Source organism: Tunturiibacter gelidiferens, from assembly GCF_014201335.1.
Classification (GTDB): Bacteria; Acidobacteriota; Terriglobia; order Terriglobales; family Acidobacteriaceae; genus Edaphobacter; species Edaphobacter lichenicola_E.
Genome location: NZ_JACHEB010000009.1, coordinates 115,727 through 138,694, shown reverse-complemented (window position 1 = coordinate 138,694; position 22,968 = coordinate 115,727). Strand labels below are relative to the sequence as shown.

General features: G+C 59.7%; 19 protein-coding genes. 10 read left to right on the top strand and 9 right to left on the bottom strand.

The genetic code is table 11. The annotated features are described in order from the left end of the window. Positions 1–29 precede the first annotated feature (29 nt). Positions 30–572, bottom strand: coding sequence for a redoxin domain-containing protein (locus HDF14_RS18055; protein WP_183979394.1), 543 nt, complete (start codon positions 570–572; stop codon positions 30–32). Positions 573–1,041: 469 nt separating this feature from the next. On the opposite strand from HDF14_RS18055, the gene HDF14_RS18050 reads away from it, so the two are divergent. Further along, positions 1,042–1,950: a purine-nucleoside phosphorylase gene (locus HDF14_RS18050; protein ID WP_183979392.1), complete on the top strand. Its 909-nt coding sequence runs from the start codon at positions 1,042–1,044 to the stop codon at positions 1,948–1,950. Between the two features lie 75 nt (positions 1,951–2,025). On the opposite strand, the gene HDF14_RS18045 is transcribed toward HDF14_RS18050, so the two are convergent. From HDF14_RS18045 to HDF14_RS18035, 3 genes are all read right to left on the bottom strand, one after another. Next, positions 2,026–2,868, bottom strand: a complete 843-nt coding sequence (locus HDF14_RS18045; RefSeq protein ID WP_183979390.1) for a lysophospholipid acyltransferase family protein — start codon at positions 2,866–2,868, stop codon at positions 2,026–2,028. Continuing rightward, positions 2,855–3,667 (bottom strand): GNAT family N-acetyltransferase, encoded by an 813-nt coding sequence (locus HDF14_RS18040; RefSeq protein ID WP_221304758.1) that lies wholly within the window; start codon positions 3,665–3,667, stop codon positions 2,855–2,857. The genes HDF14_RS18045 and HDF14_RS18040 overlap by 14 nt, the downstream gene beginning before the upstream one ends. Positions 3,668–3,779: 112 nt before the next feature. Beyond that, on the bottom strand, positions 3,780–4,562 hold the full coding sequence (locus HDF14_RS18035; RefSeq protein WP_183979388.1) for a lysophospholipid acyltransferase family protein: 783 nt from the start codon (positions 4,560–4,562) through the stop codon (positions 3,780–3,782). Positions 4,563–4,635: 73 nt separating this feature from the next. On the opposite strand from HDF14_RS18035, the gene HDF14_RS18030 reads away from it, so the two are divergent. Continuing rightward, complete coding sequence (locus HDF14_RS18030) at positions 4,636–5,202, top strand: DUF2062 domain-containing protein (RefSeq protein ID WP_313899617.1); 567 nt, start codon at positions 4,636–4,638, stop codon at positions 5,200–5,202. 53 nt (positions 5,203–5,255) lie between these two features. Here HDF14_RS18030 and HDF14_RS18025 read toward each other — a convergent pair whose 3' ends face one another. Beyond that, a complete protein-coding gene (locus tag HDF14_RS18025) occupies positions 5,256–6,191 on the bottom strand; it encodes a nuclease (protein WP_183979386.1) in 936 nt (311 codons plus the stop codon). Positions 6,192–6,307: 116 nt separating this feature from the next. Beyond that, positions 6,308–7,612, bottom strand: coding sequence for a nicotinate phosphoribosyltransferase (gene pncB, locus HDF14_RS18020; RefSeq protein ID WP_183979384.1), 1,305 nt, complete (start codon positions 7,610–7,612; stop codon positions 6,308–6,310). Positions 7,613–7,804: 192 nt separating this feature from the next. Between pncB and HDF14_RS18015 the strand changes: the two genes are divergently transcribed. Together HDF14_RS18015 and HDF14_RS18010 are read left to right on the top strand one after the other, a co-directional pair. After that, positions 7,805–8,767, top strand: a complete 963-nt coding sequence (locus tag HDF14_RS18015) for an alpha/beta fold hydrolase (protein ID WP_183979382.1) — start codon at positions 7,805–7,807, stop codon at positions 8,765–8,767. Between the two features lie 70 nt (positions 8,768–8,837). Further along, complete coding sequence (locus tag HDF14_RS18010) at positions 8,838–10,091, top strand: PP2C family protein-serine/threonine phosphatase (protein ID WP_183979380.1); 1,254 nt, start codon at positions 8,838–8,840, stop codon at positions 10,089–10,091. Positions 10,092–10,153: 62 nt separating this feature from the next. Here HDF14_RS18010 and HDF14_RS18005 read toward each other — a convergent pair whose 3' ends face one another. Further along, entirely contained in the window at positions 10,154–10,612 is a 459-nt protein-coding gene (locus tag HDF14_RS18005) for a GNAT family N-acetyltransferase (RefSeq protein ID WP_183979378.1), read from the bottom strand. A gap of 244 nt (positions 10,613–10,856) precedes the next feature. On the opposite strand from HDF14_RS18005, the gene HDF14_RS18000 reads away from it, so the two are divergent. Next, positions 10,857–12,395 carry an FAD-dependent monooxygenase gene (locus tag HDF14_RS18000; RefSeq protein ID WP_183979376.1) on the top strand — a complete coding sequence of 513 codons (1,539 nt, stop codon included), beginning with the start codon at positions 10,857–10,859 and terminating at the stop codon, positions 12,393–12,395. A 27-nt stretch (positions 12,396–12,422) separates the two neighbouring features. Here HDF14_RS18000 and HDF14_RS17995 read toward each other — a convergent pair whose 3' ends face one another. Then, positions 12,423–13,373, bottom strand: coding sequence for a hypothetical protein (locus HDF14_RS17995; protein WP_183979374.1), 951 nt, complete (start codon positions 13,371–13,373; stop codon positions 12,423–12,425). A gap of 151 nt (positions 13,374–13,524) precedes the next feature. Between HDF14_RS17995 and HDF14_RS17990 the strand changes: the two genes are divergently transcribed. The 4 genes from HDF14_RS17990 (at position 13,525) to HDF14_RS17975 (ending at position 17,538) form a co-directional block, all read left to right on the top strand. After that, positions 13,525–14,592 (top strand): 1,9-bis(guanidino)-5-aza-nonane synthase, encoded by a 1,068-nt coding sequence (locus HDF14_RS17990; protein WP_183979372.1) that lies wholly within the window; start codon positions 13,525–13,527, stop codon positions 14,590–14,592. Positions 14,593–14,898: 306 nt separating this feature from the next. After that, complete coding sequence (locus tag HDF14_RS17985) at positions 14,899–16,602, top strand: response regulator (RefSeq protein ID WP_183979370.1); 1,704 nt, start codon at positions 14,899–14,901, stop codon at positions 16,600–16,602. Between the two features lie 76 nt (positions 16,603–16,678). Next, on the top strand, positions 16,679–17,053 hold the full coding sequence (locus HDF14_RS17980; protein WP_183979654.1) for a response regulator: 375 nt from the start codon (positions 16,679–16,681) through the stop codon (positions 17,051–17,053). Between the two features lie 152 nt (positions 17,054–17,205). Next, positions 17,206–17,538: an Hpt domain-containing protein gene (locus HDF14_RS17975; RefSeq protein WP_183979368.1), complete on the top strand. Its 333-nt coding sequence runs from the start codon at positions 17,206–17,208 to the stop codon at positions 17,536–17,538. A gap of 115 nt (positions 17,539–17,653) precedes the next feature. Here the strand turns inward: HDF14_RS17975 and HDF14_RS17970 are convergent, their stop codons facing one another. Beyond that, a complete protein-coding gene (locus HDF14_RS17970; RefSeq protein WP_183979367.1) occupies positions 17,654–20,995 on the bottom strand; it encodes a DNRLRE domain-containing protein in 3,342 nt (1,113 codons plus the stop codon). Between the two features lie 313 nt (positions 20,996–21,308). Here HDF14_RS17970 and pgm point away from each other — a divergent pair, with 313 nt between their 5' ends. Continuing rightward, a complete protein-coding gene (gene pgm, locus HDF14_RS17965) occupies positions 21,309–22,964 on the top strand; it encodes a phosphoglucomutase (alpha-D-glucose-1,6-bisphosphate-dependent) (RefSeq protein ID WP_183979365.1) in 1,656 nt (551 codons plus the stop codon). The last annotated feature ends 4 nt before the right edge of the window (positions 22,965–22,968 follow it).

Sequence of the window (22,968 nt, the reverse complement as noted above, 5' to 3'; positions counted from 1 at the left end):
GCGTAGGAGGCTCGTCCGGCAGGACGATCTCACCCAACCAACTTCAAATAATCCGGCTCATCCGCAATCGTCCGATACCGAAACTGCCGAACAATCTTAGGCCCCTTCAGAAAAAAGATCCCCTGCATCTGATGGCCATCTTCTTTGATCGCCCCAATCCCGTGCTTGAAGATCGCACCTTTCAACCAGCCCACCCATACCGCAGGCTGCAGCAACGTCAGCGCCGGATGAATCCTCGACAACAGGAATACAGGATTCTGATAGACCTGAGCCTCCGGATCGCTTACCCGTTCCACATCCCCAATCCCGTAGTAATCAAAGAACGGCTTGGCGCGTTCCGGCGTGCCCAGATGCACAAACACGGGCCGCACCCCTCGTCGAGCCAGCTCCTCACGAAGATCCGCAACATCACTGATCGCCTGACGGCAAAACGAACACCCAAAGTGCCTCAGAAAGATCAGCAGCACCGTGGAAGCCTCCACCAGCGCCAGCAAACTTGCACCCGACTCGGTGTGGATGGAGGCAAGCACCTGCGCAACATCCTCAGTAGAACTCGCACCTGCGCTTACCATGGCTCGAACCTGATCATGCTTTCGCTCCTCACAAACCCTGCAGCTGACACTTCTCTCGTGCCATCGTTTTCTACACCCTGAACCCCAAACCATGCATCCTGTTTTTTCTGTCAAGCCCCCAACACGTTCGCAAAATAAAAAAACGCCTTTCGTCACTCCATTAAACCCGCGCCAATCCACGTCTTCCGCTTCCTTGCCCCGGGAAAAATAAATCCGAAAACCGTGGCATGTTTGCCCCTGTCAACTGGATAGACTTATAACAGTGACGAATCTGTAAGAGGTCTGGATCCGCACCGGCCAAGCGGCGAGGCTAAGTCCCTTTCTCTGGACGAATTTAGCCGTAACCCTTTTCCAATGACGAATTTGCCAAAGAAGGCTTGCTGTAAGTTATTCATTCCGGATAGTTTGGCCGCCGATAAGGGGGAGGGGGGGTACCCCGAACCAGGAACCTGGAGACGCAAGGAACGCGATGACCGAGACCACTAAAACGACCGACCTCTACAGCAAAGCGCAAGGTGCCGCCGACTACATCCGCAACAAAACTCCGCTCCTGCCCTCCCTAGGTATCATCCTCGGTTCCGGCCTCGGCAACTTCGCCACCCACGTCAAATCCGCCATCCGCATCCCCTACGCGGACATCCCGCACTTTCCTCAATCCACCGTCGTCGGACACTCCGGCCACCTCGTCCTGGGCACCATCGCGGGCGTCTCCGTAGCCGTCCTGCAGGGCCGCGTCCATGCTTACGAGGGCTACAGCATGGATCAGGTCACCTTCCCCACCCGCGTCCTCGGCCTGCTTGGCTGCAAAACCCTCATCGTCACCAACGCCGCAGGAGGCATCCGCACCAGCCTCTCGCAAGGCTCAATCGTCGCCATCTCCGATCACATCAACCTCACCGGAACCAACGCCGCTCTCGGCCCCAACGAACCTCGCTTCGCCATGGTACCCGGCGCCGGCCAACGCTTCTTCGACATGTCCTCCGCCTACTCCCTCCGCCTCCGAACCCTCGCCATCGAAGAGGCCGCCCGCCAGGAGTTTCTCCTCACCGAAGGCGTCTATCTCGCTGTCCTCGGCCCCAGCTTCGAAACCCCCGCAGAGATTCGCGCCTTCCGCGCCCTCGGAGCCGATCTAGTCGGCATGTCCACGGTCCACGAAGTCATTGTTGCCCGCCACATGGGCCTCGAAGTCCTCGGCCTCTCCCTCGTCACCAACATGGCCGCCGGAGTCCCCGCATACGGAGAGGAAAGAGCCGGCACCATCGACCACGAAGATGTCATGGAGATCGGCCGCAACGTCGAAAAGCAGTTCACCTGCCTCCTCACAGCTCTGATCCCACAAATCGCGGCCGAGCAACTAGCAGCGGCGAACCAATTGTAACCAACACCGTACTAATTATTGTGTAAATGTAACCTCGATGGGAACATGTAACTAAGCCAGTCCGTCGGGCCGCCTTTATAGGGCCTCTACCAACTCGGAGTCACCCTCCCACACCACGCTTGACCCAGCCCCCGAGCTCAACTCCTCATACATCCCCGCTACCGTCGCCTGCGCCGTCTTCGACAACACAAACCGGTCCACCCGCTCAACGATCTCCTCACCGAACCGTATCTTCGCCCTCAGCCCCCGCAGCCCAAGAAACCGGAACATATGCGGCGTGAACTTCATATCGCCCCACCAGCAAACATCCTCACCCACTGTCGCGCTCCCATTCACCATGTGTGAATCAAGCGAGTACCGCAGCGCCGCAACCCGTAACGCAACTCCACCATTCAACACCGAGTGAAACAATCCCCGCCGAAACGGCAGCACTTCAGCTCCGTCCGTCGTAGTCCCCTCCGGAAAGAACAACACCGGCAGCCCGCTCCGGTAAGCCTCCGCCATCGCCGCATTCACACCCGGATACGTCTTCGGCCCGCCACCCCGCTCCACATACACGGTCCCCGCCTGCGCCGTCAGCCAACCCAGTAACGGCCACCCACGCACCTCGGTCTTAGCCACCATCACAAATGGCTGCACCGAACTGAACAGCAGAATATCCAGATAACTCAGGTGATTCGATACCACCGCCCCGCCGCGTGGAACACTCCCCTCAACGCTGCACTCCAACCCCAGCGCCTTCACGATCCGACGGCACCATCCATGAATCCATACGGCACCCTCCGCGCCAACCTTCGGGCGCCGCATCCAGCGGTCCACCACCGCCGCCATCAACAATCCAACAAACAAAAACCCACGCCGCCCCGAACGCAGAAATCGCCACACTGCGATCACCCCACTCAATTCAGCATCCCTCAAGAAATCTCTTCGCCACCCTCGGATGCAGCGTCTGCAGATCGAGCAACGTCAGAAAGTCAATCGTCTTGAAGTCGCGATCGATCGCCGGTTCACTGCAGATCTTCGCCCCAATCGTAAGGTAAGCCCGCAGCAGCTTCGGAGCCCGCGCATCCGTCACCTGAGCCTCCGCCTTGGGCAACCGATAAGCAGGCGTAGCCAACGTCAACAGCGCCGGTTCCACCATGCAGCTCCGGAGCGACTCATACACTGCATGTCCCATCTCCGCATCCTGAGACGTCAGCGAGCAGCATCCCATCATGTACCGCGCGCCGTTCACCAGCGCATACCGCGCAATCCCCCGCCACAGCAGATGCAACACCTCCGACGACCGATGCTCCCGATGGATGCACGCACGCCCTAACTCCACAATCTGCCCACGCATGGCCGCATAGGGAGCAAAGCAAAACTCTTGCTCGCTGTAATACCCAAAATATTTCCCCGCCACATCACCCATCTGCATTCGGTACGTTCCCACAATCTCACCGGTGCCACGTTCCTGCACAATCATGTGGTCGCACACATCGTCGAAGTGGTCCTTATCGTACCCATCCGCATAGGCCGACTCGAGCCCTTCATTCATCTCCAGGTTGAACACCAGAAAGCGCAGCCTGTACGCCGCAGCGCGCTCCACGTCACTCAACGCAAGGCGCACAACATACTCTCCGGCCTCCAGTCGCATGTCTTTCTTCGATGGCAACTCCGGTGACATTGCTTTATTTGGAAGAAGTGGGACGGACCGCGACTCAGTGGCTGTGAGCATCGAATCTCCTGACTACGTCCAGAATGTGGTTGCTTTCGATGTCAGTGTGCGTCGTCTTCTGTAACAGAGTGTTCACGGCAAGTGAACATTTGTTGAATCAAAAATGGTGCATCTACCTCGGTACCCGCTCTTCTCCCACTATTGTGTTAATTAGCCGAAGCGTAGCCACAGCAGCCCTCGCCTCCACCGCCGCCTCTTTCCGATGCAGAGCGTCGCTTGAAAACTCCATTGGCTCCTCGGCAAACCGCACCTCTGCCCTCACCCCTCGCAACCCAAGAAACGTAAAAATATGCCCCAGCATATTTCGCGCTCCCCAGTAACAAACGTCATCCGCAACGCTCACATCCGGTCCATTGTTTTCTCCGACTCCATAGCGAATACAAGCAGCCGTCACCGGAGCCCCTCCATCGACCGCCTGTGCCAGCAACCCGCTATGAAACTTCAACAGCCCACTCCCATTGCTCGTTGTCCCTTCAGGAAAGAACACAACCGGCAACCCAGCGTCCACCGCCGCCTGCATCCCCTCGCGCGCCTTCATCGCAGATCCACCATGTCCACGCGCAACGTAAACCGTCCCTGACATCGTCGTCATCCACCCCACCACCGGCCAGCTTGCGACCTCTGCCTTCGAAACAAACACGCACGGATGAACCGCCGCATACACCACGATGTCCAGATAACTCAGGTGATTCGAGATCACCACTCCCCGTTTCGGAAAACTGCCTGAGACGTTAATCTCAATCCCCATCCCCCGCATAGCCCGCGCACAAAAACGATGCAGCCAATCGGCTCGTTCCTGCCGCGTCTCCGGTTGCTTCACCGCCAGTTCCGTTCCAGCCACAACAAACATCCCGACCATTCGAACGCAACGTCCCACAGCCCGAAAAAAAATCACCAGATCCGATCCTCACTCATTCGAAGCCCGCGCCATCGCACGAAGCCTCCTCGCGCAGTCTATCCTGTCAGCAGTGCAACCCAGCGAATCCAAATACGACGCCCGCAACGAAGTCGTCCCCACACCCATCCACCACAACTGGCTCTACCGCCGCATCGCTCTTCCCATCCTCGCATTGCTCCGCATGGGAGCATCCCCACGAAAACTAGCCTGGAGCATCGCCCTCGGTCTCCTCATCGGCATCAATCCCATCCTCGGCAGCACTACGTTCGTCTGTTTCACCCTTGCCTTCGTTTTCCGGCTCAACCTGGCCGCATCACAACTGGCAAATCACATCGTCTATCCCTTGCAACTGATTCTCATCATTCCCTTCATCCACCTCGCCAGCCGAGTCTTCGGCACCGCGCCCATGCCACTCTCCGCAAACGAACTTCTTCACTCCGCCCGCGAACATCCGCTCGCTCTCTCCCGGCAGCTTTGGCTATGGGAGTGGCATGCCTTTCTCCTATGGACCATCCTGGCCGTGTTCGCTGTTCCCACCGTCGCACTTACATTGACGCCGCTTCTCCGACGATTTCTCAAACGAGTCGAACACCATCAATACCCAATTCTCTCGGCAACAGCTCAATCCGAAAAATAAACCTATCTCGAATATCTGGTGCTCACTCACTCAACAACGACATCCCCTGATACCTAATCTGACCATTTCGAAGGCGGCAACGGCTCCGCGCTCTTCACCCAAGCCGAATAGATCATGTCCCGCAACTCCGTCGCTCCCGCCGCGAGCCTCTCCTCGGCGAACGCCTTCCCGTTCGGCGATCCCGCACCGTTAAACGCCCCAGCCTTCTCCAGCTGATACGTCTTCTCCACCAGAGAATTTGTATGTCGCAGATAAGCCATGTACTCGGTAAACACATCCCCCATGACGACCGGCTTTTCTGCAATCAACGGCGCCACTTCGCTCGCCTTCACATTCGCAGTGACAAACGTCGACTCGAACTGAGCATGAATCTTATGCTCCGTCGTATACCCCTGCGGATTCGGCCCCGTCCATCCGTTGTACTGAATCGTCGTATGCAGCGGCTGCGAACCATCCGCGACATAGTGCCCAAGCCACCCTGCAAGAAACACAATCTCGCACTCTGAGGGCTTCGTATCTTTATGCGCGTCCTTCAAAGCCCGATAGTCGCGCATCGCGCTCTTCAACCGCTCCCAGACCTCGACTGTTACATATGGTTGCAGACCCACCTTTTCCGGCGTCAACGGCAGGTCGGGATGCGACTTCTGCGCAAACGCCAACGCCCGCACATAGTCATACCGCTTCCTCGGCAGCTCTCCAACCAGATCCGCCCACTCCAAATCGATATAGTGTTCTGAAAATCCAGCCGCATTCAGCTCCGGCTCCAGTGGAGACTTCCACCTGTCCGGCTCGGGCCCATAATATTCAAGCGCATCCAGCGCCTGCTTCGATCGCAAAAACTTCGGCACATCGCTCGGCAGCGCAGCACCCGCCAAACGATTGATCATCATGTGCCCGTCCCTGCCCCAGGCCAATCCCTGCTGAACCAGCATCACCGGCAGCAAAACGACTGCTACCGCAACCCGCACCGCGCCTATCCAACTCGTCATGCAAAAAGTATACGAAACCTCTACTCAAGAAAAATAAACAAGCGAGCAACGCGAGCAAAGTACACAAGTCACGAAGTGACCGCCTCGCGCGCAGCGAGCCCGGCCGGCAGGCCACGTCAAACCGTAACCAGCGCACCTTCCACAGCCACACTCCCAAACACCTGCCGATACCGCGCAATCTCCTCAACCGGCCCAGTCGACTTCCGCGCATTGTCCGATAGTTTCACCGCCGCCCTTCCCTCCACCGTCATCAGTTTGCACACCAGGCTAATCGGCTCAAGCGCCGTCTCTCCCCTCGGATGACACCCGCGAAAATCATTCGTCAGCAGCGTCCCCCATCCAGCGCTAAACCGTATCCGGCCATGAAAGTACTGATGCAGCCCCAAAATATCGTCCACATCCAAACCATCCGAAGCAATCAGTCGCTTTTTCTTCGCGTCCCTTCCTCTTGCCGTCAACCACGCGACATACTCATCCCCGGCAGCAAAAGGATCTTTACTATCGCACCGCTGCCCAGTCCAATCCGCCACCCAATCCGGCGCGCCTTCTAAAAACTGTGTCGTCCCAAAAGTATCCGGCAGCATAATCAGCAGCTCCCCACCATAGCTCCTCTGCCAAAGCTCCAGTACACGATACTGCGACGCGTGAAGCGCCTCATCCCCATCCGTCAACGCTGCCATCGCCATCGGCAGTTCATGCGCATTCGTTCCCATCGCTTCCAAGTCGTGCTTGTAAGCAAGAAACGTATTCGACGTACCCGACAGGCTCGCCCCCAGCGCCACCCGCATCACCTGCACCACATACTCCTGCCACAAAAAACTATGTCGCCGCCGCGTCCCAAACTCCGAAATCCTCACCTCCGGCACCGCACGCAGCCGTTCGATCTTCTCCCAAAGCTTCGTCTTCGCCCTCGCATACAAAACATCCAGCTCCAGCTCGCTCAAGGTGCTCAACGCCGCGCGCGTCTTCATCTCGCTCACCAGAGCCAGCCCGTAGACCTCCCACATCGTCACCTCGGTCCAGAGCCCTTCAAACCGCACGACGAGCTGTCCGTCGTGCTCCGTCACTGTGTACTCCGACAGTCGAAAGTCCCTCTCCAGCCACTCTAGAAACGCAGGCTCAAAGATCGACCGCGTCCCATAAAACGTATTCCCCGCCAGCCAGATAATCTCCGACCTGCGAAACCTCAATCCCCGCACATGTTCCATCTGGTCCACCAGCATCGCCATCGGAATCGCCTCCGACAGCCTCACCGACACGGTCCTATTTGTAACCTCCGACGTAACATGTACCTTGGGAAAGTTCTTCCAGATAAACTGCAGCATCAGCAGTTTGTAAAAGTCCGTATCCAGCAGCGACCGCACAATCGGGTCCAGCTTCCAGTTATGGTTGTGTGCCCGTTCCGCAAAGTTCACGTTCACGTAAAAGCCCTCACAGTAAGCCTACAACTCGCCGGCCACTTCAAAGGTAGATAAAAACGGAAGATAAAAATCACCCCGTCATCTCATCCTCCCGCACAATGACAACTGTCACCCGCCAACAGTGACTCAAAACACTGACATCCAGGCCCCGACCACGGCACACTCAAGTCAAGAAACGATTAGGAGCCAATCATGTCCTCTCCCACTCAAACCGCCTCCTGCACCGCTCTCCGCCTCCTAGCGCTTTTCTTCCTCCTCGCCGCCCTCCTATTGCTGCGCCAACCGCTCTTCGGCCAATCCGCCCCGGCAAAGCCCGCCACCCAGACCATCACCACCGCGCCCACCCGCTTCTCCGTCGTCATCGAAGGCGCACCCCGCGGCACCGCTCCAGACGTCCTCCTCGTCCCCGGCCTTGCGAGCTCTCGCGACGTCTACGCCGCCGAAGCCAAGCTCCTCACGACACACTACCGCCTCCACCTCGTCCAACTCGCAGGCTTCGCCGGAGAACCCGCAGGCCCCAACGCCACGGGCCCCATCCTCTCCGCCGTGATCGAGCAGCTCCACCAATACATCGCCAACAATCACCTTCATCCGATCCCCGTCATCGGCCACTCCATGGGCGGCCTCCTCGCCCTCATGCTCGCCCAGGCCCACCCCGAAGATGTCAGCAAGCTACTCATCATAGACACCCTCCCCTACTACGGCCTCGTCTTCAACCCCGCCGCCACGGTCGACACCGTCCGTCCCCAGGCCCTCGCCATGCACGACCAGTTCATCGCCATGCCCAACGACCAGTTCGCCGCCACCCAACCCCTCTACACCAACCGCATGGTCAAAGACCCAGAAGGCCAACGCCAGGTCTCTGCCTCCGCCCTCGCCTCCGACCGCACCGTATTCGCCAATGCCATGCTCGAAGACCTCTCCACCGATCTCCGGCCGCAGCTCTCCGCCATCAAGACTCCAATGACCCTCGTCTATCCTTATGAAACAGCGCAAGGTCCCGTCGAACAGGTCACCGCCCTCTACACCACCGCCTACGCCACCAAGCCCAACCTCCAACTCATCCGCATCGACGACTCCCGCCACTTCATCATGTACGACCAGCCCGCCGCCTTCGACAAAGCTGTTCAGGCCTTCCTCCAGTCCAAACCCTAATTCCCATAAAGCGGTCGACCAATTGAGTCTGAGACAATTCCTGTAAGTCGAATTACCGAAGGAAACTCCGTTGAAACCCAGCCCCGGACCCCTCCAGACCTCCCCATCCCTTCTCACCGAAACGGGCCCTCGCGACTGCCCCGAGTGCGTCTACCTGCGCGTCTTCAAAACTACGATCTACGTCCGCGATCACGACCTCAGCCTCAAGTTCTACGTCGACCAGCTCGGCTTCAGCGTTGTCGCAGACGCTCGTTTCGACTTCGACGGCCGCTGGGTTGCCATCGCTCCCCCCGACGGCTCCACAGTCCTGGCTCTCATCGCCCCCAAGCGTGGCTCTGAAAACTACAAGCTCATTGGACGCAACACCCAGGTCGGCTTCCTCTCCGAAGACATCAACGCCACCTACGAACAATGGCGCAACCGCGGAGTCCGCTTTCATCACCCTCCCCAACAAACTCTCTTCGGAGGCACCGTCGCCGGCTTCTACGACATCGACGGAAACTCCTTCGAACTCCTTGGCTCCGACCAGATCACTCGCGAGATTGAGCGTCAGCGCCGTCAGGCAGCCGAACGCCTGGAGTTGGAGCGTCGCAGCGCGCAGGAGCTCGAAATCGCAAAGCAGGTGCAGGCGCGCCTCTTCCCCCAAACCCTCCCTCCGCTCAAAACCCTCGACTACGCCGGCATCTGCATCCAGGCCCGTCACGTAGGCGGCGACTACTACGACTTCCTCGCCCTCGGCAACCAGCGGCTCGGCTTCGTCATAGGAGACATCGCCGGCAAAGGCATCGCCGCCGCCCTGCTCATGGCAAACCTACAGGCCAACCTGCGCAGCCAGTTTGCCCTCGCCCGCGACGAGCCCCTGCTCTTTCTTCAGTCCGTCAATCGCCTCTTCTTCCACAGCACCGCCGACAGCGCCTACGCGACCGTCTTCTTCGCCGACTACGACGACGCGGAACGCCGTCTCCGATACGCTAACTGCGGCCATCTGTCCGCAATCCTCCTCCGACAAAACGGTCAGGTAGAACGCCTCCACGCTACTGCAACCGTCCTCGGCCTCTTCGAGGAGTGGCACTCACCAACCGTCGACTGCCAGTTCTCCACCGGAGACATCTTCACCCTCTACACCGACGGCGTGACCGAAGCCTTCAACGAGTCGGAAGAGGAGTTCGGCGAAGATCGCCTCATCGCTGCTCTGGAGCGACACTCCAAACTCCCACCCCAGGCCCTTCTCTCCGCAATCGTCGACGAGATCAAGACCTTCAGCCCGCACGAACAGCACGACGACATCACCCTCATCGTCGCAAAGTGCACCGCGGCACCTTAGAAGCGGTCTCACAAAGGCGGCAACTTTCTAACTCACCACAGAGTTCATTGCCGCGGCCTTGGCTATTCAAGCTGCCTGGCAGTTTGGTTGAAATCCAAAACGTGTGTTGCATTCAAAGCCAGACGGCGTGAAAAGCCAACACGCTCATAAAGCCGGGCTGCCGTCGGATTCTCGGTGCGAAGGTGCAGGGTGGTGAAGCTTGTTCGAGCATTCTCGACGAGAGTATGAACAAGTGCTTCCCCGATGCCTTTGTTTCGCCAGGCTGGTCTCACATAAACTCGCCTGATGCGACCAACGCCCCTTCGACCATCAAATGGATCTTGATTTAGGCCGCCGATTGCGACCAATACCGCCTGGTCCATACAGCCGTATAGCTTTTCTCCTGGAGCGGCGAAGCGATTCATGCCGTTCTGCCACTCCTCCCACAACCTTTCGATGAACAGAACCCCTTCCTGGAGTGCTTCTACTTGAAGTTGTTCCATGCCGGGCACGGGCAGCTGAATCGGATGAATGGTGATCATGGCTGAATACCAAATCTCGCCAGAGTGGAGTTCTGTCCTCGACAGACATCCCGAGCTACTGGCGTTGACGGTTGGACAAGCGAGGCAGAATCTACTTGCTTAGCCAACAATTTTGTTGGACGAATCAGAGGAAGTTTTCGGGTAGTATTCTCATCGGCGGTGGGGCCGACAGCAAAGAAAGGAACATCCTCGTCGATCAACCGTAAATGACAGAAGAGATTCTTTACACGCGGAGAAATATCAATTGCCTTACGACGTAATAATTGCTGGCGCCGGACCCGTAGGTCTGTTCCTCGCCTTTGAACTTGGTCTGGCAGGAACATCCGTGCTCGTCCTCGAGCGAATGGAAGATCCCCACTCGCCCCTCAAAGAAGGTTGGATGGGAATGCGCGGACTGAACTTTCCCTCCGTCGACGCATTCTATCGGCGCGGACTTCTGAAAGACGTACGCGAATCCTCACTTGCGTGGATGGAGGCAGCCAAGCCGGGCTTCGAAATGAACTCGCAGTCAAAGACCTCCGCGCCCCCGCTGCGCTTTGCTGGCCACTTCGCTGGCATCATGCTCGATGCGAACAAGATCGACCTCTCCAGCCAACAATATCTCGTGCAGGGGCCGTCCTCCGCCGGAGGCCTGGCCTCCCTTGAAGGACTTGAGGAAGTACTCGCGGAGTACGCCCTGAAGCTGGGCGTTGAAGTGAAACGAGGCATGCCAGTCATAGACTTCACTGAATCCGAAGATGGCGTGACTGTTCAAGCTGGCAACGAATCGTTCCAATGCAAATGGCTTGTCGGTTGCGATGGTGGCCGCAGCACAGTTCGAAAGCTGGCAGGCTTCGAATTCGCAGGAACCGACCCCGAGTTCACCGGCTACAGCGCATGGGTCGAGATCGCCGACCCTGAAAAACTGAGCCCCGGCTTTAATCTGACACCACATGGCATGTACGTGAATGGCCCCGGCCCCGGCCGCATTGGACTCGTCGACTTCGACAACGCCGCGTTCGATCGCGACCATGAGATCACGCTCGAATCCCTCCAGGCGATTCTTCGCCGAGTCTCAAACACAGACGTAACCATCAAAACGCTCCACGTCGCCACCAGCTACACTGACCGCGCGCGTCAGGCGACGACCTACAGAAAGGGCCGTGTGCTTCTCGCAGGCGATGCCGCGCACATCCACTCGCCACTCGGAGGCCAGGGACTCAACACTGGCCTCGGCGACGCCATGAATCTGGGCTGGAAGCTAGCCGCAACCATCAAAGGATGGGCTCCCGAAGATCTGCTCGACACCTACACCGCAGAGCGTCATCCCGTCGGAGCCTGGGCTCTCAACTGGACGCGCGCTCAGGTCGCCATCATGCGCCCAAACCCTCACGCTCAAGCCATCACCACTGTCATCCGCGATCTCATCAACACAAAGGACGGAGCAAACTACTTTGTCGAGAAGATCTCCGGCATCTTGCTGCGCTACGATCTTCCCGGCGACCATCCCCTCATCGGTCGCAGCGCACCCGACCTCGAGTTTGAGGACGGCTCGCGCCTCGGCCCGCTCCTGCAGGACGGAACTGGACTCCTACTCGACCTGTCAGCCACGGAAGAACTGAGCACGCTGGGCAGAAAATGGAACGGACGTGTGAAATACGTAGCTGCCCAGGCGAAAGATAACAAAGGCCTCGCAGCGTTGCTCCTGAGACCCGACGGTTTCGTGGCATGGGCCGCAGACGCGGATCCGAACCTGACAGCCCTCGAAGAAACGATCAGTCGCTGGTTCGGTAGCCCAGCCTGATACAAAGCTCCGCTGCAGCGGGAGTTCTTACCTTTGAATCGCCCGCAAGCGCCTGCGCCATCCCATCCAAAGCAGTCCGTCCGCAGCGAGGAACAGCAGAAAGCCCATAAATGCGGGCAGCAAATGGAAAAAATCCAGATAACCCACGGCGAAGTGAACTCCAATCGCCCCTCCGAATCCCGCCGCACCCATCACCGCTACAATCTCAGGCAAACTCCTATTCAGTTCGGCGCACCGGGCTATAAACAACAGAAGACATCCGACCGAACACAGCCCTCCGCCAAATCCCGCCCGATCGTGGGAGATCAAAGGGATTAGCATCGGCGAAATGTGAGCGAGGGCTCCAGGTTGCAATCCTATAAATCTCAAATCCGATGGAACGAACACCTGCGTCATCCCGAAGATTCCGATCGTAGCTCCCGCCATAACAAGGCCAACCGCGCACATCCCCAACAGAATCCTTCCCCATCTCGCAGGACCGGACTCGCGGGGAATCTCCCTCCAAATGAAACGGAAAGAAAAGTTCTCAGGCCGGGAACGCCACAGGCCCGCAACGAAAATCGGCAAGAGAAAAAGCGTTGCGACACCGTGCCATGTGTCCAGATACCCTTGCCCCAGGTAAGTAAGGAATGCAAGAAAACCGGTAGAGCCGGAGAACAGTAACGCCCACCAGGGCCAAACCTCCCGCTTCTCCATCGGAAATGCAGTCAGCCAAAGATATCCGCAACCGATCGCGACAAGAGTCCCGCCATAGGCCACTCGATCATGAAACATGAATCCCAGGAGGTGAGCGTTTGCGGCATGCCTCAACGCGAGCGAATCCATACCAATCGCATGACTGTCTTGAGGAAGTAGTTGTCCGGCAAACGATTGCAGAATCGCAAATCCACCACTGAGTGCGAGCGAAATACCTGTCAGCGCAACCAAGAATCTGCCGTCACCAAGAACCGTCTCTAAAAGACCGCGCTCATCGCTCATTCGGAGTGAAGTATAGCAACCTGCTCAAGCCCAATCTCTCCCACTATTAAAGTCCCGGCATTTGTGACGGAACGCCGGCCTCACCGTCTCTGTTAAATTCACGTAAAACCCGCGTCAATTCAGACCAAAACGTTGGTATCCTATATAGGCTATGCCTACAAAAAAAGAACTCCTCGCGCGCCCGATCCAGCACCTCGACATCAAGCAGCACAACGTCGTGCCACTGGTTGAGGCTATGGGCCACATGGCCTACTCCGCGCGTGACACCCACCGCGCCGCCAACATCTACGACATGATGCTCCGCGACACCGACTGCGGCGTCATCCTCTGTCTCGCCGGCTCGCTCATCTCCGCCGGCCTCCAGAAAATCTTCGTCGACCTCATCCGCAACAACATGGTCGACGCCATCGTCTCCACCGGAGCCAACATCGTCGATCAGGACTTCTTCGAAGCCCTCGGCTTCAACCACTACGTCGCCGGAGACGAGTATAAATACGGCGCAGGCGATGCCGAGCTCCGCGAGCTCATGATCGACCGCATCTACGACACCTTCATCGACGAAGAAGAGCTTCGTCAGTGCGACGAGATCACCCACCAGATCACCAACTCCCTCGAACCCAAGCCGCACAGCTCTCGCGAGTTCATCCGCGAGATGGGCGCCTACCTCTCGAAGAACGGTAAGACCCCACAAGCCGGTGGCCGCGACTCCATCGTCCTCGCCGCCTATGAGAAGAACGTCCCCATCTTCTGCCCCGCCTTCTCCGATTGCTCCGCCGGGTTCGGCCTCGTAGCCCACCAGCACGCCCGCCAGGGCAAGCCCATGGTCTCCATCGACTCCGCCAAGGACTTCTACGAGATCACCCAGCTCAAAATTGCTAACCCCACCACCGGCCTGCTCATGATCGGCGGCGGCGTCCCCAAGAACTTCGCCCAGGACATCGTCGTAGCCGCCGACATCCTCGGCGTCGAAGCCTCCATGCACAAGTACGCCATCCAGATCACCGTAGCCGACGCCCGCGACGGCGCCCTCTCCGGTTCTACCCTCAAAGAGGCCTCTAGCTGGGGCAAAGTAGACCTCACCTACGAGCAGATGGTCTTCTCCGAAGCCACCCTCGCTCTCCCCCTGATTACTGGTTATGCCTTCCACAAGAACGCCCAGGCTGCCCGAAAAGGGAAGAAATGGGCCAATATCCTCGATCAGGTTGCTGTAACCGCCTAAACCCTATAAAACCCCGAAAAAGCCGCCTTTTCTCCGGAAAACGCGGCCTTTTTTGCGCCTAAGTGCTTTCCCTCCAATGTTGTCATCTCTGATAACCCACGGAGGTGTTATTCCCACTACAACTGATTTTCTGTCATCCTCAGCCTGAAATCAGAATATTTCCGTAACGGATCGGGGTTCCTGAACGTTTCGACTGAGCCCCCATCCAAACTGCGCCTCAATACGTACGTGATATAAGTTTTCCAACGGTCACCAAAAATTGTTACTCATAAGTTGATCAGCAGTTACTATAGGTTACCGGAAAAAATGCACATCCTTCCTCTACTTGGCTATCTCTCGCTCCTCACAACCTTCGCAGTTTTGCTCGTCGCTTTCCTGCGTGTGCAACGTACCAACCGCGATCTGACCGATCAACTAAGCCAGGCACGCGAGCAGCAGCATCAGCACACTCTCCAGCTCACGCACCGCTCCGAACTCGACACCCTCAAAGACGAGTTCATCTCCACCGTCTCCCACGAACTCCGCACTCCCCTCACCAGCATCCGCGGCGCCCTCGGCCTTCTTTCTTCCGGAATCATCGGTGACGTAGACGCCAAAGCCCTCAACCTCCTCCGCATCGCCGTCACCAACACCGACCGCCTCATTCGCCTCATTAATGACATCCTCGACCTCGAGCGTATGGAGTCCGGCCGCGCTCCTCTGCAGATTCGCCGCTGCTCTCTGCGCGATCTCGCCCAGCAAGCCATCGACACCATGACCGCCATGGCCGACGCGAACACCGTCCATCTCGCGCTCGAGCCCTCCACCGTCGCCCAGGCCGCATACCCCGAAGCCCTCTTCTTTGACGGGGACGCCGACCGCATCCTCCAGGTCCTCACCAACCTCCTCTCGAACGCGATCAAGTTCTCGCCCGCCGCCTCCACGGTCCGCATCCACACCGAGGCCGCCTCGGACTCCATCCTCCTCAAAGTCGTCGACGAAGGCCGCGGCATCCCCTCCGACAAGCTCGACACCATCTTCGACCGCTTCCAGCAGATTGAACCGTCCGACGCCCGCCAAAAAGGCGGCACCGGCCTCGGCCTCGCCATCTGCCGAAGCATCGTTCAGCAGCACAGCGGCTCCATCTGGGCCCAGCGAAATCTCGGCCCCGGAACCACGCTCTACATGATGCTTCCCCGCACCAGCCGCGCGTCCGATGTCGCCGTCCCCTCTCAGCTTCCCCCACGCGGCGAAGGCGCAATCCTGGTCTGCGACGATGACGCCGGAATCCGCACCGTAGTAGCCGAGCACCTCACCCGCCAGGGCTACACCGTAGTCGAAGCCAACTCCGGCGAACAGGCCCTTATCCTCGCAGCCGAACATCAGGTCGAAGCCATCCTCCTCGATCTCTACATGCCCGGCCTCAGCGGTTGGGAGACCCTCCAGCGCCTCCGTAACAACCCCGTCACAGCCAACATCCCCGTCGTGGTCCTCAGCGTGCTCTCCTCTACCCTGCGCCCCCAACTCACCGGCGACGCCCAGGGCTGGGTACAGAAGCCCTTCAACGAAAATCTCCTCTTTGCCGAACTTGGCCGAGTCCTCCATCAGGGCGAAGGCCCCGCCTACGTCCTCCTCGTCGAAGACGACGAAGACCTCGCCAGTGTCCTCGCCGCCAGCTTCCACGATGCCGCCGTTCACATCGATCACGCGGCGACCCGCCAGCAGGCCATCCGCCAGTGCATCACCCGGCCACCCGACCTCCTCATCCTCGATCTCACCCTTCCGGACGGCGACGGTTTCTCGCTCGTCGAGTGGCTCCGCCAGCAGCCCACCCTGCGCACCATGCCGCTGGTCGTCTACTCCGGCCGCGAAATCTCCGAAACCGAAATGGCCAAGCTCCGCCTCGGTCCCACCGAGTTCCTCACCAAAGCAAAGGTCCAGCCACAGGAGGTGGAAGAGCTCGTGCTCTCGATGGTCCACCGCCTCCGCACTAAATTCTCCGACCTCGCCGCCGCCGGTCCCGCCGCTTAACTCCAGAACCGCCGCAGGTACGAAACCAGCAAGATAACTACGCTAACTCGCGCCCCATGAGAGAATGGACTCTCTCATGCGACGCATTCTCATCATTGACGACGAAGATGACATTCGCGAAGTAGCCGCGCTATCCCTGGAAGCAACTGCAGGCTGGCAGATCCTCACCGCCAGCTCCGGCGCCGAAGGCATCGACATCGCCTCCCTCGAACAACCCGACGCCATCCTCATGGACGTCATGATGCCCGGTGTCGACGGCCCCACCACCTTCGCCAGAATGCAACAGACTCCCGTCATCGCTCACATCCCAGTCCTCCTGCTCACCGCAAAGGTTCAGGGAGTCGATCAGCGACGCTTCGCAGGCCTCGGCCTGGCGGGAATCCTCTTCAAGCCCTTCGATCCCCTCACCCTCGCCGAGCAGATCGCTACTGCCCTCGGCTGGAAAGACTAGGCTAAGACTGCAGCGAAGTTAGCAATCCCATTACCTCTGTGCGATCAAACGACATTCGCACCCTCCAACAGCACGATCCGCAGTAAACTACGCGCATACTTTCCAGGCGGTCGACTTCGCCACCAAGGCTTCTCGACCAGAGCCTATCCACAATGAAAAAATCTGATACCCAAAAAAACGACCAGATCGACAACGTCCTCGCCACCCTATGGGAGAAAAATCTCCCAACCCTGCGCGAACGTCTCGACCTGCTCGATCGCACTGCCTCTCTCGCCGCCTCCGGCGCACTGCCCGAAGCGCCACGCCTCGAGGCCTACAGCATCGCGCACAAGCTCACCGGTTCCCTCGGCATGTTCGGCTACCAGCAAGGCACCGATATCGCCCGCAAGATCGAGCACATACTCAAAGCGCCAACACCGACTCAGCTCACCACCCTAACCTCTCTCGCAAAAGACCTCCGCACCTCACTCGCCGCTGGTCTCTGAAAATCTCCAGGCCGACCAACGGGAGGCCCGAAGCAAATCACCCAGCAAGAGAGGTACACAAGTCACGAAGTGACCGCCTCACGCGTAGTGGGCCCGTCCGGCAGGACGCCTCGCTTCAATTACAACTCAGCGCCATCCACATAGAAGAAGCCGTCCCACTAGCCCCCGTCACCGTAAAATCTACAAAGTTCCCCGCCCCCACCGTCACATTCCCGTTCTCCGTACAAGACCCTCCCGGAGCCACCGAACAGATCAGCGAAGTATTCGCCATACTCCCCGGCGTCCCCTGCCGCAGAATTACAGTTACCGTATTTGTCTGCCGAGAAAACACACTCAGCTGCGTAGCCGTGCATCCCGCCGGGACCCAAGTCAGAACAGCATCGCTCTCCGTCGTCGCATCTACCGCACTGTTCACAGAGTGAAACAGCAGATTGAACGACACCGAGTGAAAGATCGAAGCAAACGGAATTCCACTCGTCTCTCCACCACCCCCGCCGCCGCCCGTTCCGTTCGCCCCCGCCGCACCTTGTGGAATCGCGAAGTTCAGCACCGCCGCGCTCCCCGTCCCCACGTTTGTCACGCTGGCCTGCGTTCCCGCCGCGCCCGTCGTCACTGTACCCACGCTCACCGAAGCCGCCGCACCCGCCGGTCCTGTCGCACCGGTACTTCCGTTCTGCGCCAGGACCGCCCAAACCGCCGGAGAGATATCCGGCTCCGAGCCCGTCGACCCCGTAGTCGCCAGGTAGGTCGATCCGCTAAAGCTGACCACATCATTCGTATGGTAAGCAACCGCAGCACCCCAAGCCCCACGAAACGTCACTCCCACTGCACCCGCTGGTCCAGCCGGACCCGCAACACCCTGAGGACCCTGCGCGCCCGCCGTCCCCTGAGCCCCAGTCGCACCTGTCGCTCCCGCGGCCCCAGCCGCACCCTGCGCCGCCAGCACACCCCACACCGACGGGCTCACATTCGGAGTGTTCCCCTGATTGCTCGCTACCAGCGAGATGTAACTCGACCCCAAAAAGCTCACAGCATCATTCAATCCATAGTTCGTGCTCGAAGAGTAGCTCCCCCGATAAGCCAACCCAGCCGGCCCTGCCACCCCAGCCGCTCCAGCGACTCCCTGTGGCCCAGCAGGCCCTGTAGCCCCAGTCAAACCCGTCGGTCCCGCCGCGCCCGTAGCTCCTGTCGGCCCAGCCGGTCCCTGCGCTCCCGGAAACCCCGTCGGCCCCTGCAACCCTGTAGCTCCCGTCGTACCTGCCGCCCCTTGCGCTCCAACTTGCGCCAACACTCCCCAGAAAGTCGGACTCACATCCGGCTCTCTCCCACTATTCGCCGCCAGAGCGATATAACTCGACCCGCCAAAACTCACCGCACTACCAACCGAATAACTAGTCCCCACCAGCCACCCACCCGAAAAGCTCACCGGAGGCCCCTGCGGTCCCACAGCTCCAGCGGCGCCAGCAGGCCCCGTCGCACCGATCGGCCCCGCAGATCCGGCCGCGCCAGCCGGTCCAGCAACTCCCTGCGCAGCCAGCAGCGCCCACTGTCCGGGGCTCAACGAAGGCGTATTCCCAACATTGCCCGCCACCAACGACACGTACGTCGAACCATTGAAGCTCACCGCGTCATGCAACGCATAGTTCGTCGAAGAAACATAATTCCCGGTGTAGTTCGCCACCGGAGGTCCCTGCGGCCCTGTCGCTCCCGTCAGCCCTTGAGGCCCCGCCGCTCCCGCAACCCCCGCTGGCCCCGCCAACCCCTGAGGCCCCGCCGGGCCAATCGGCCCCTGGGCACCCTGCGACCCGGTTGCGAACAAAGACCACTGCGCAGGGCTAAAGCTCGGAGTATTCCCAACATTATTCGCCACCAACGACACATAAGCCGACCCATTGAACAGGACTCCATCCGCCAGCGCATAGTTCACCGCCGACGAATAAGTCCCACGAAACGTCATCCCCACCGGTCCCGCAGAACCCTGCGGCCCCATAGGCCCACTCAAACCCTGCGCCCCAGTCGCTCCCGTCAACCCTTGAGCCCCTGCTTGTCCGGTAATCCCCTGCGGTCCCTGAGGCCCCGGCGGCCCATTCGGCCCGACCGACCCCGGCAATCCCTGCGACCCTGCAATCCCCTGAGGCCCCTGCGCGCCAGTAGCTCCAGGAGGCCCCTGCGCCGTCAGCACACCCCACTGCCCCGGACTCAAGCTGGGAGTATTCCCATGATTCCCATTCAGCAGCGAAGCATAGCTCGCCCCCTGGAACAGCACCACATCCCCCAACGCATAGTTCGTCGTCGAAGCATAGCTCCCCTGGTACACCAGCCCCGGCAACCCCGGGGCGCCCGCCGCCCCCGAAGCCCCCGTCGGACCCGCAGCACCAGTCGGTCCAGCCGGCCCAGTCAATCCCTGCAAACCCTGCGCGCCAGTAGCTCCAGGAGGCCCCTGAATCCCTACCGCCCCCAGCGCCAGCACGCCCCACTCCCCCGGACTCAACCCCGGTGTATTCCCATGGTTCGCCACAATCAGCGAAACGTAGCTCGATCCCTGATACGTCACCACATCATTCAGCGCGTAGTTCGTCGCCGTAGCGTACGTCCCCTGATACGCCAACCCACCCGTCCCATTCCCCGAACCCGTCCCCGTACCACCCTGAGCCAGCACCGACCACTGCGCCGCCACTCCAGGCGTATTCCCCCGATTCCCCCCGGTCAGCGAAACAAAGCTCGACCCCTGATACGTCACTACATCATTCAGCGCATACGTCGACCCAGCCGCATAAGCCCCCTGAAAGCTCAACCCAGGCGCCCCCGCAGGTCCAACCGGCCCTGTAGCACCCGTAGCCCCCACAGGTCCAGCCGGCCCCTGAGGCCCCGCAGGCCCAGTAACTCCAGTCCCGCTCGCCGAAGCCAGCGCCACATCCAACACAGCCGCATGCCCTGTCAGGTCATTCTCTTTACTATCGAACTGCAACACTGCCGTCCCCGCCGTCAACGCCACCCCATTATTCGTCGACGGAGAACTAATCCACCCCTGCACCAACCCCGTCACATCCACTACAACATAGGCCCCAGCCTGCCCCACCGACACCACCTTCGCCGCGCTCCCCAGCCCCGGCAGCGTCCCATACGTCACGCTGTACTCCCCCCAGCTCCCATTCACCGGCTGCACACTCACTGAACCCGCAGTATCCATCCGGTTGCAATAAAGCCTCAGCGTCGCCCGCGACACCTGCGCCGCCATAGTCCCCCCCGGCAGCGTCGACAGGTCAAACTGCAGCAGCGCCGTATACCCGCCGCCCACATTCAAATTCGAGATCGCCCCGCTATTCACCGCCGGCCGCGCACTGTTCACATGAGCATCTGCCACCAGCGTCGCCTCCACCGCGAACGCCGGCAGAGCCGCGGCCCACAACCCCGCAAGCCCAACCCCGTGCAGCAAAATTCGACGTACCAGGCCCATCCAACCCCTCATGGACAGGCCCCGCGCGCTTGTGCGCAACAGAACCAGCCATCGTTCAACGATCAAAACTCAGCGGCGCACGTCGAAGGCAGCTAGAAGCAGCCCAGCAGTGTTCCAAATCAAAACAAAAAACCCGGATCATTCCCGTTTTAGGCTAACGGCCCCCAAAACACAAGCATCTTCCGCTGCGACTTCAGTGTCATCGCGAATCCTCCCAGCCGCCAGCTTGGCATTCATTTCCCACACCACAAGCATCCCATATAGTGTCAAAGGTCATAACAAATCAGACCCGCCAGAGAGGGACACCAACGGCATGAGCAACCAGCAAACTCAGACACCCAACCAGCCCGGCCAACTTCCTCTCCCAGGCAACCTGGTCAATCTCTCCCGCCTCATCACCGCCTACTACACCCTCCATCCTGACCCCGCCATTCCCGCCCAACGTGTAGCCTTCGGAACCTCAGGCCATCGCGGCAGCGCCTTCAAAACCGCCTTCAACGAAGACCACATCGCCGCCATCACCCAGGCCATCGTCGACTACCGCCGCGACCAAGGCACCACCGGCCCTCTCTTCCTGGCGCAAGACACCCACGCCCTATCCGAGCCCGCCTTCGCCACCGCCCTCGAAGTCCTCGCCGCCAACGACATCGACGTCATGGTCGACACCGACCTCGCCTACACCCCCACACCCGCGCTCTCCCACGCCATCCTCACCTACAACGCGCAGCACAAAGATCATCAATCAGACGGCATCGTCATCACCCCATCCCACAACCCACCCGAGGACGGCGGCTTCAAGTACAACCCACCCAACGGAGGCCCCGCCGACACCACCGCCACCAAGTGGATCGAAAACCGCGCCAACGACATCATCGCCGCCGGCCTCACCGCAGTAAAAAAAATCCCCTACACCAAAGCCTTGGCAGCCAGCACCACCCACCGCCACGACTACATCACCTCCTACGTCGACGACCTCGCCAACGTCATCGACTTCGACTGCCTCGCCGGCACCACCCTCAAGCTCGCCGTCGACCCCCTCGGCGGAGCCGGCGTCCACTACTGGCCCCGCATCGCCGATAAGTATCACTTACCGTTACAAATCCTCAACCCCAACGTCGACGCCACCTTCCGCTTCATGACCTGTGACTGGGACGGCCGCATCCGCATGGACTGCTCCAGCCCCTACGCCATGGCCAGCATGATCGCCAACAAGGAAAAGTACGACGTAGCCTTCGCCGCCGACACCGACCACGACCGCCACGGCGTCGTCACCCGCACCACCGGCCTCCTCAACCCCAACCACTACCTCTGCGTCTCCATCCAGTACCTCTTCACCAGCCGTCACGACTGGTCAGACAAAGTCGGCATCGGCAAAACCCTCGTCTCCTCCTCCATCATCGACCGCGTCGCCAAGGGCCTCAAGCGCCCCATGCTCGAAGTTCCCGTAGGCTTCAAATGGTTCGTCGACGGCCTCATCGACGGAACGTTAGGTTTTGTGGGGGAAGAGTCCGCCGGCTCCACCTTCCTCCGCCGCAACGGCCAGGTCTGGACTACCGACAAAGACGGCCTCATCCCCGGCCTCCTCGCCGCCGAGATGACCGCCCGCACCGGCAAAGATCCCGGCCAGCTCTACGCCGAAATCACCGCCAAATACGGCGACCCCGTCTACGAGCGCATCGACGCCGCAGCCACCAAAGATCAAAAAGCAAAGCTAGGCAAACTTTCCCCCGCACAGGTCACAGCAAAACAACTAGCAGGCGAGCCCATCACCGCCATCCTCACCGAAGCCCCCGGCAACCACGCCCCCATCGGTGGCCTCAAAGTCTCCACCGAAAACGGCTGGTTCGCCGCCCGCCCCTCCGGTACGGAAGACGTCTACAAGATCTACGCCGAAAGCTTCAAAGGCAAAGACCACCTCAAACAAATCCAAACCGAAGCGCAATCCCTAGTCACCGCCGCCATCTCTTAATCGC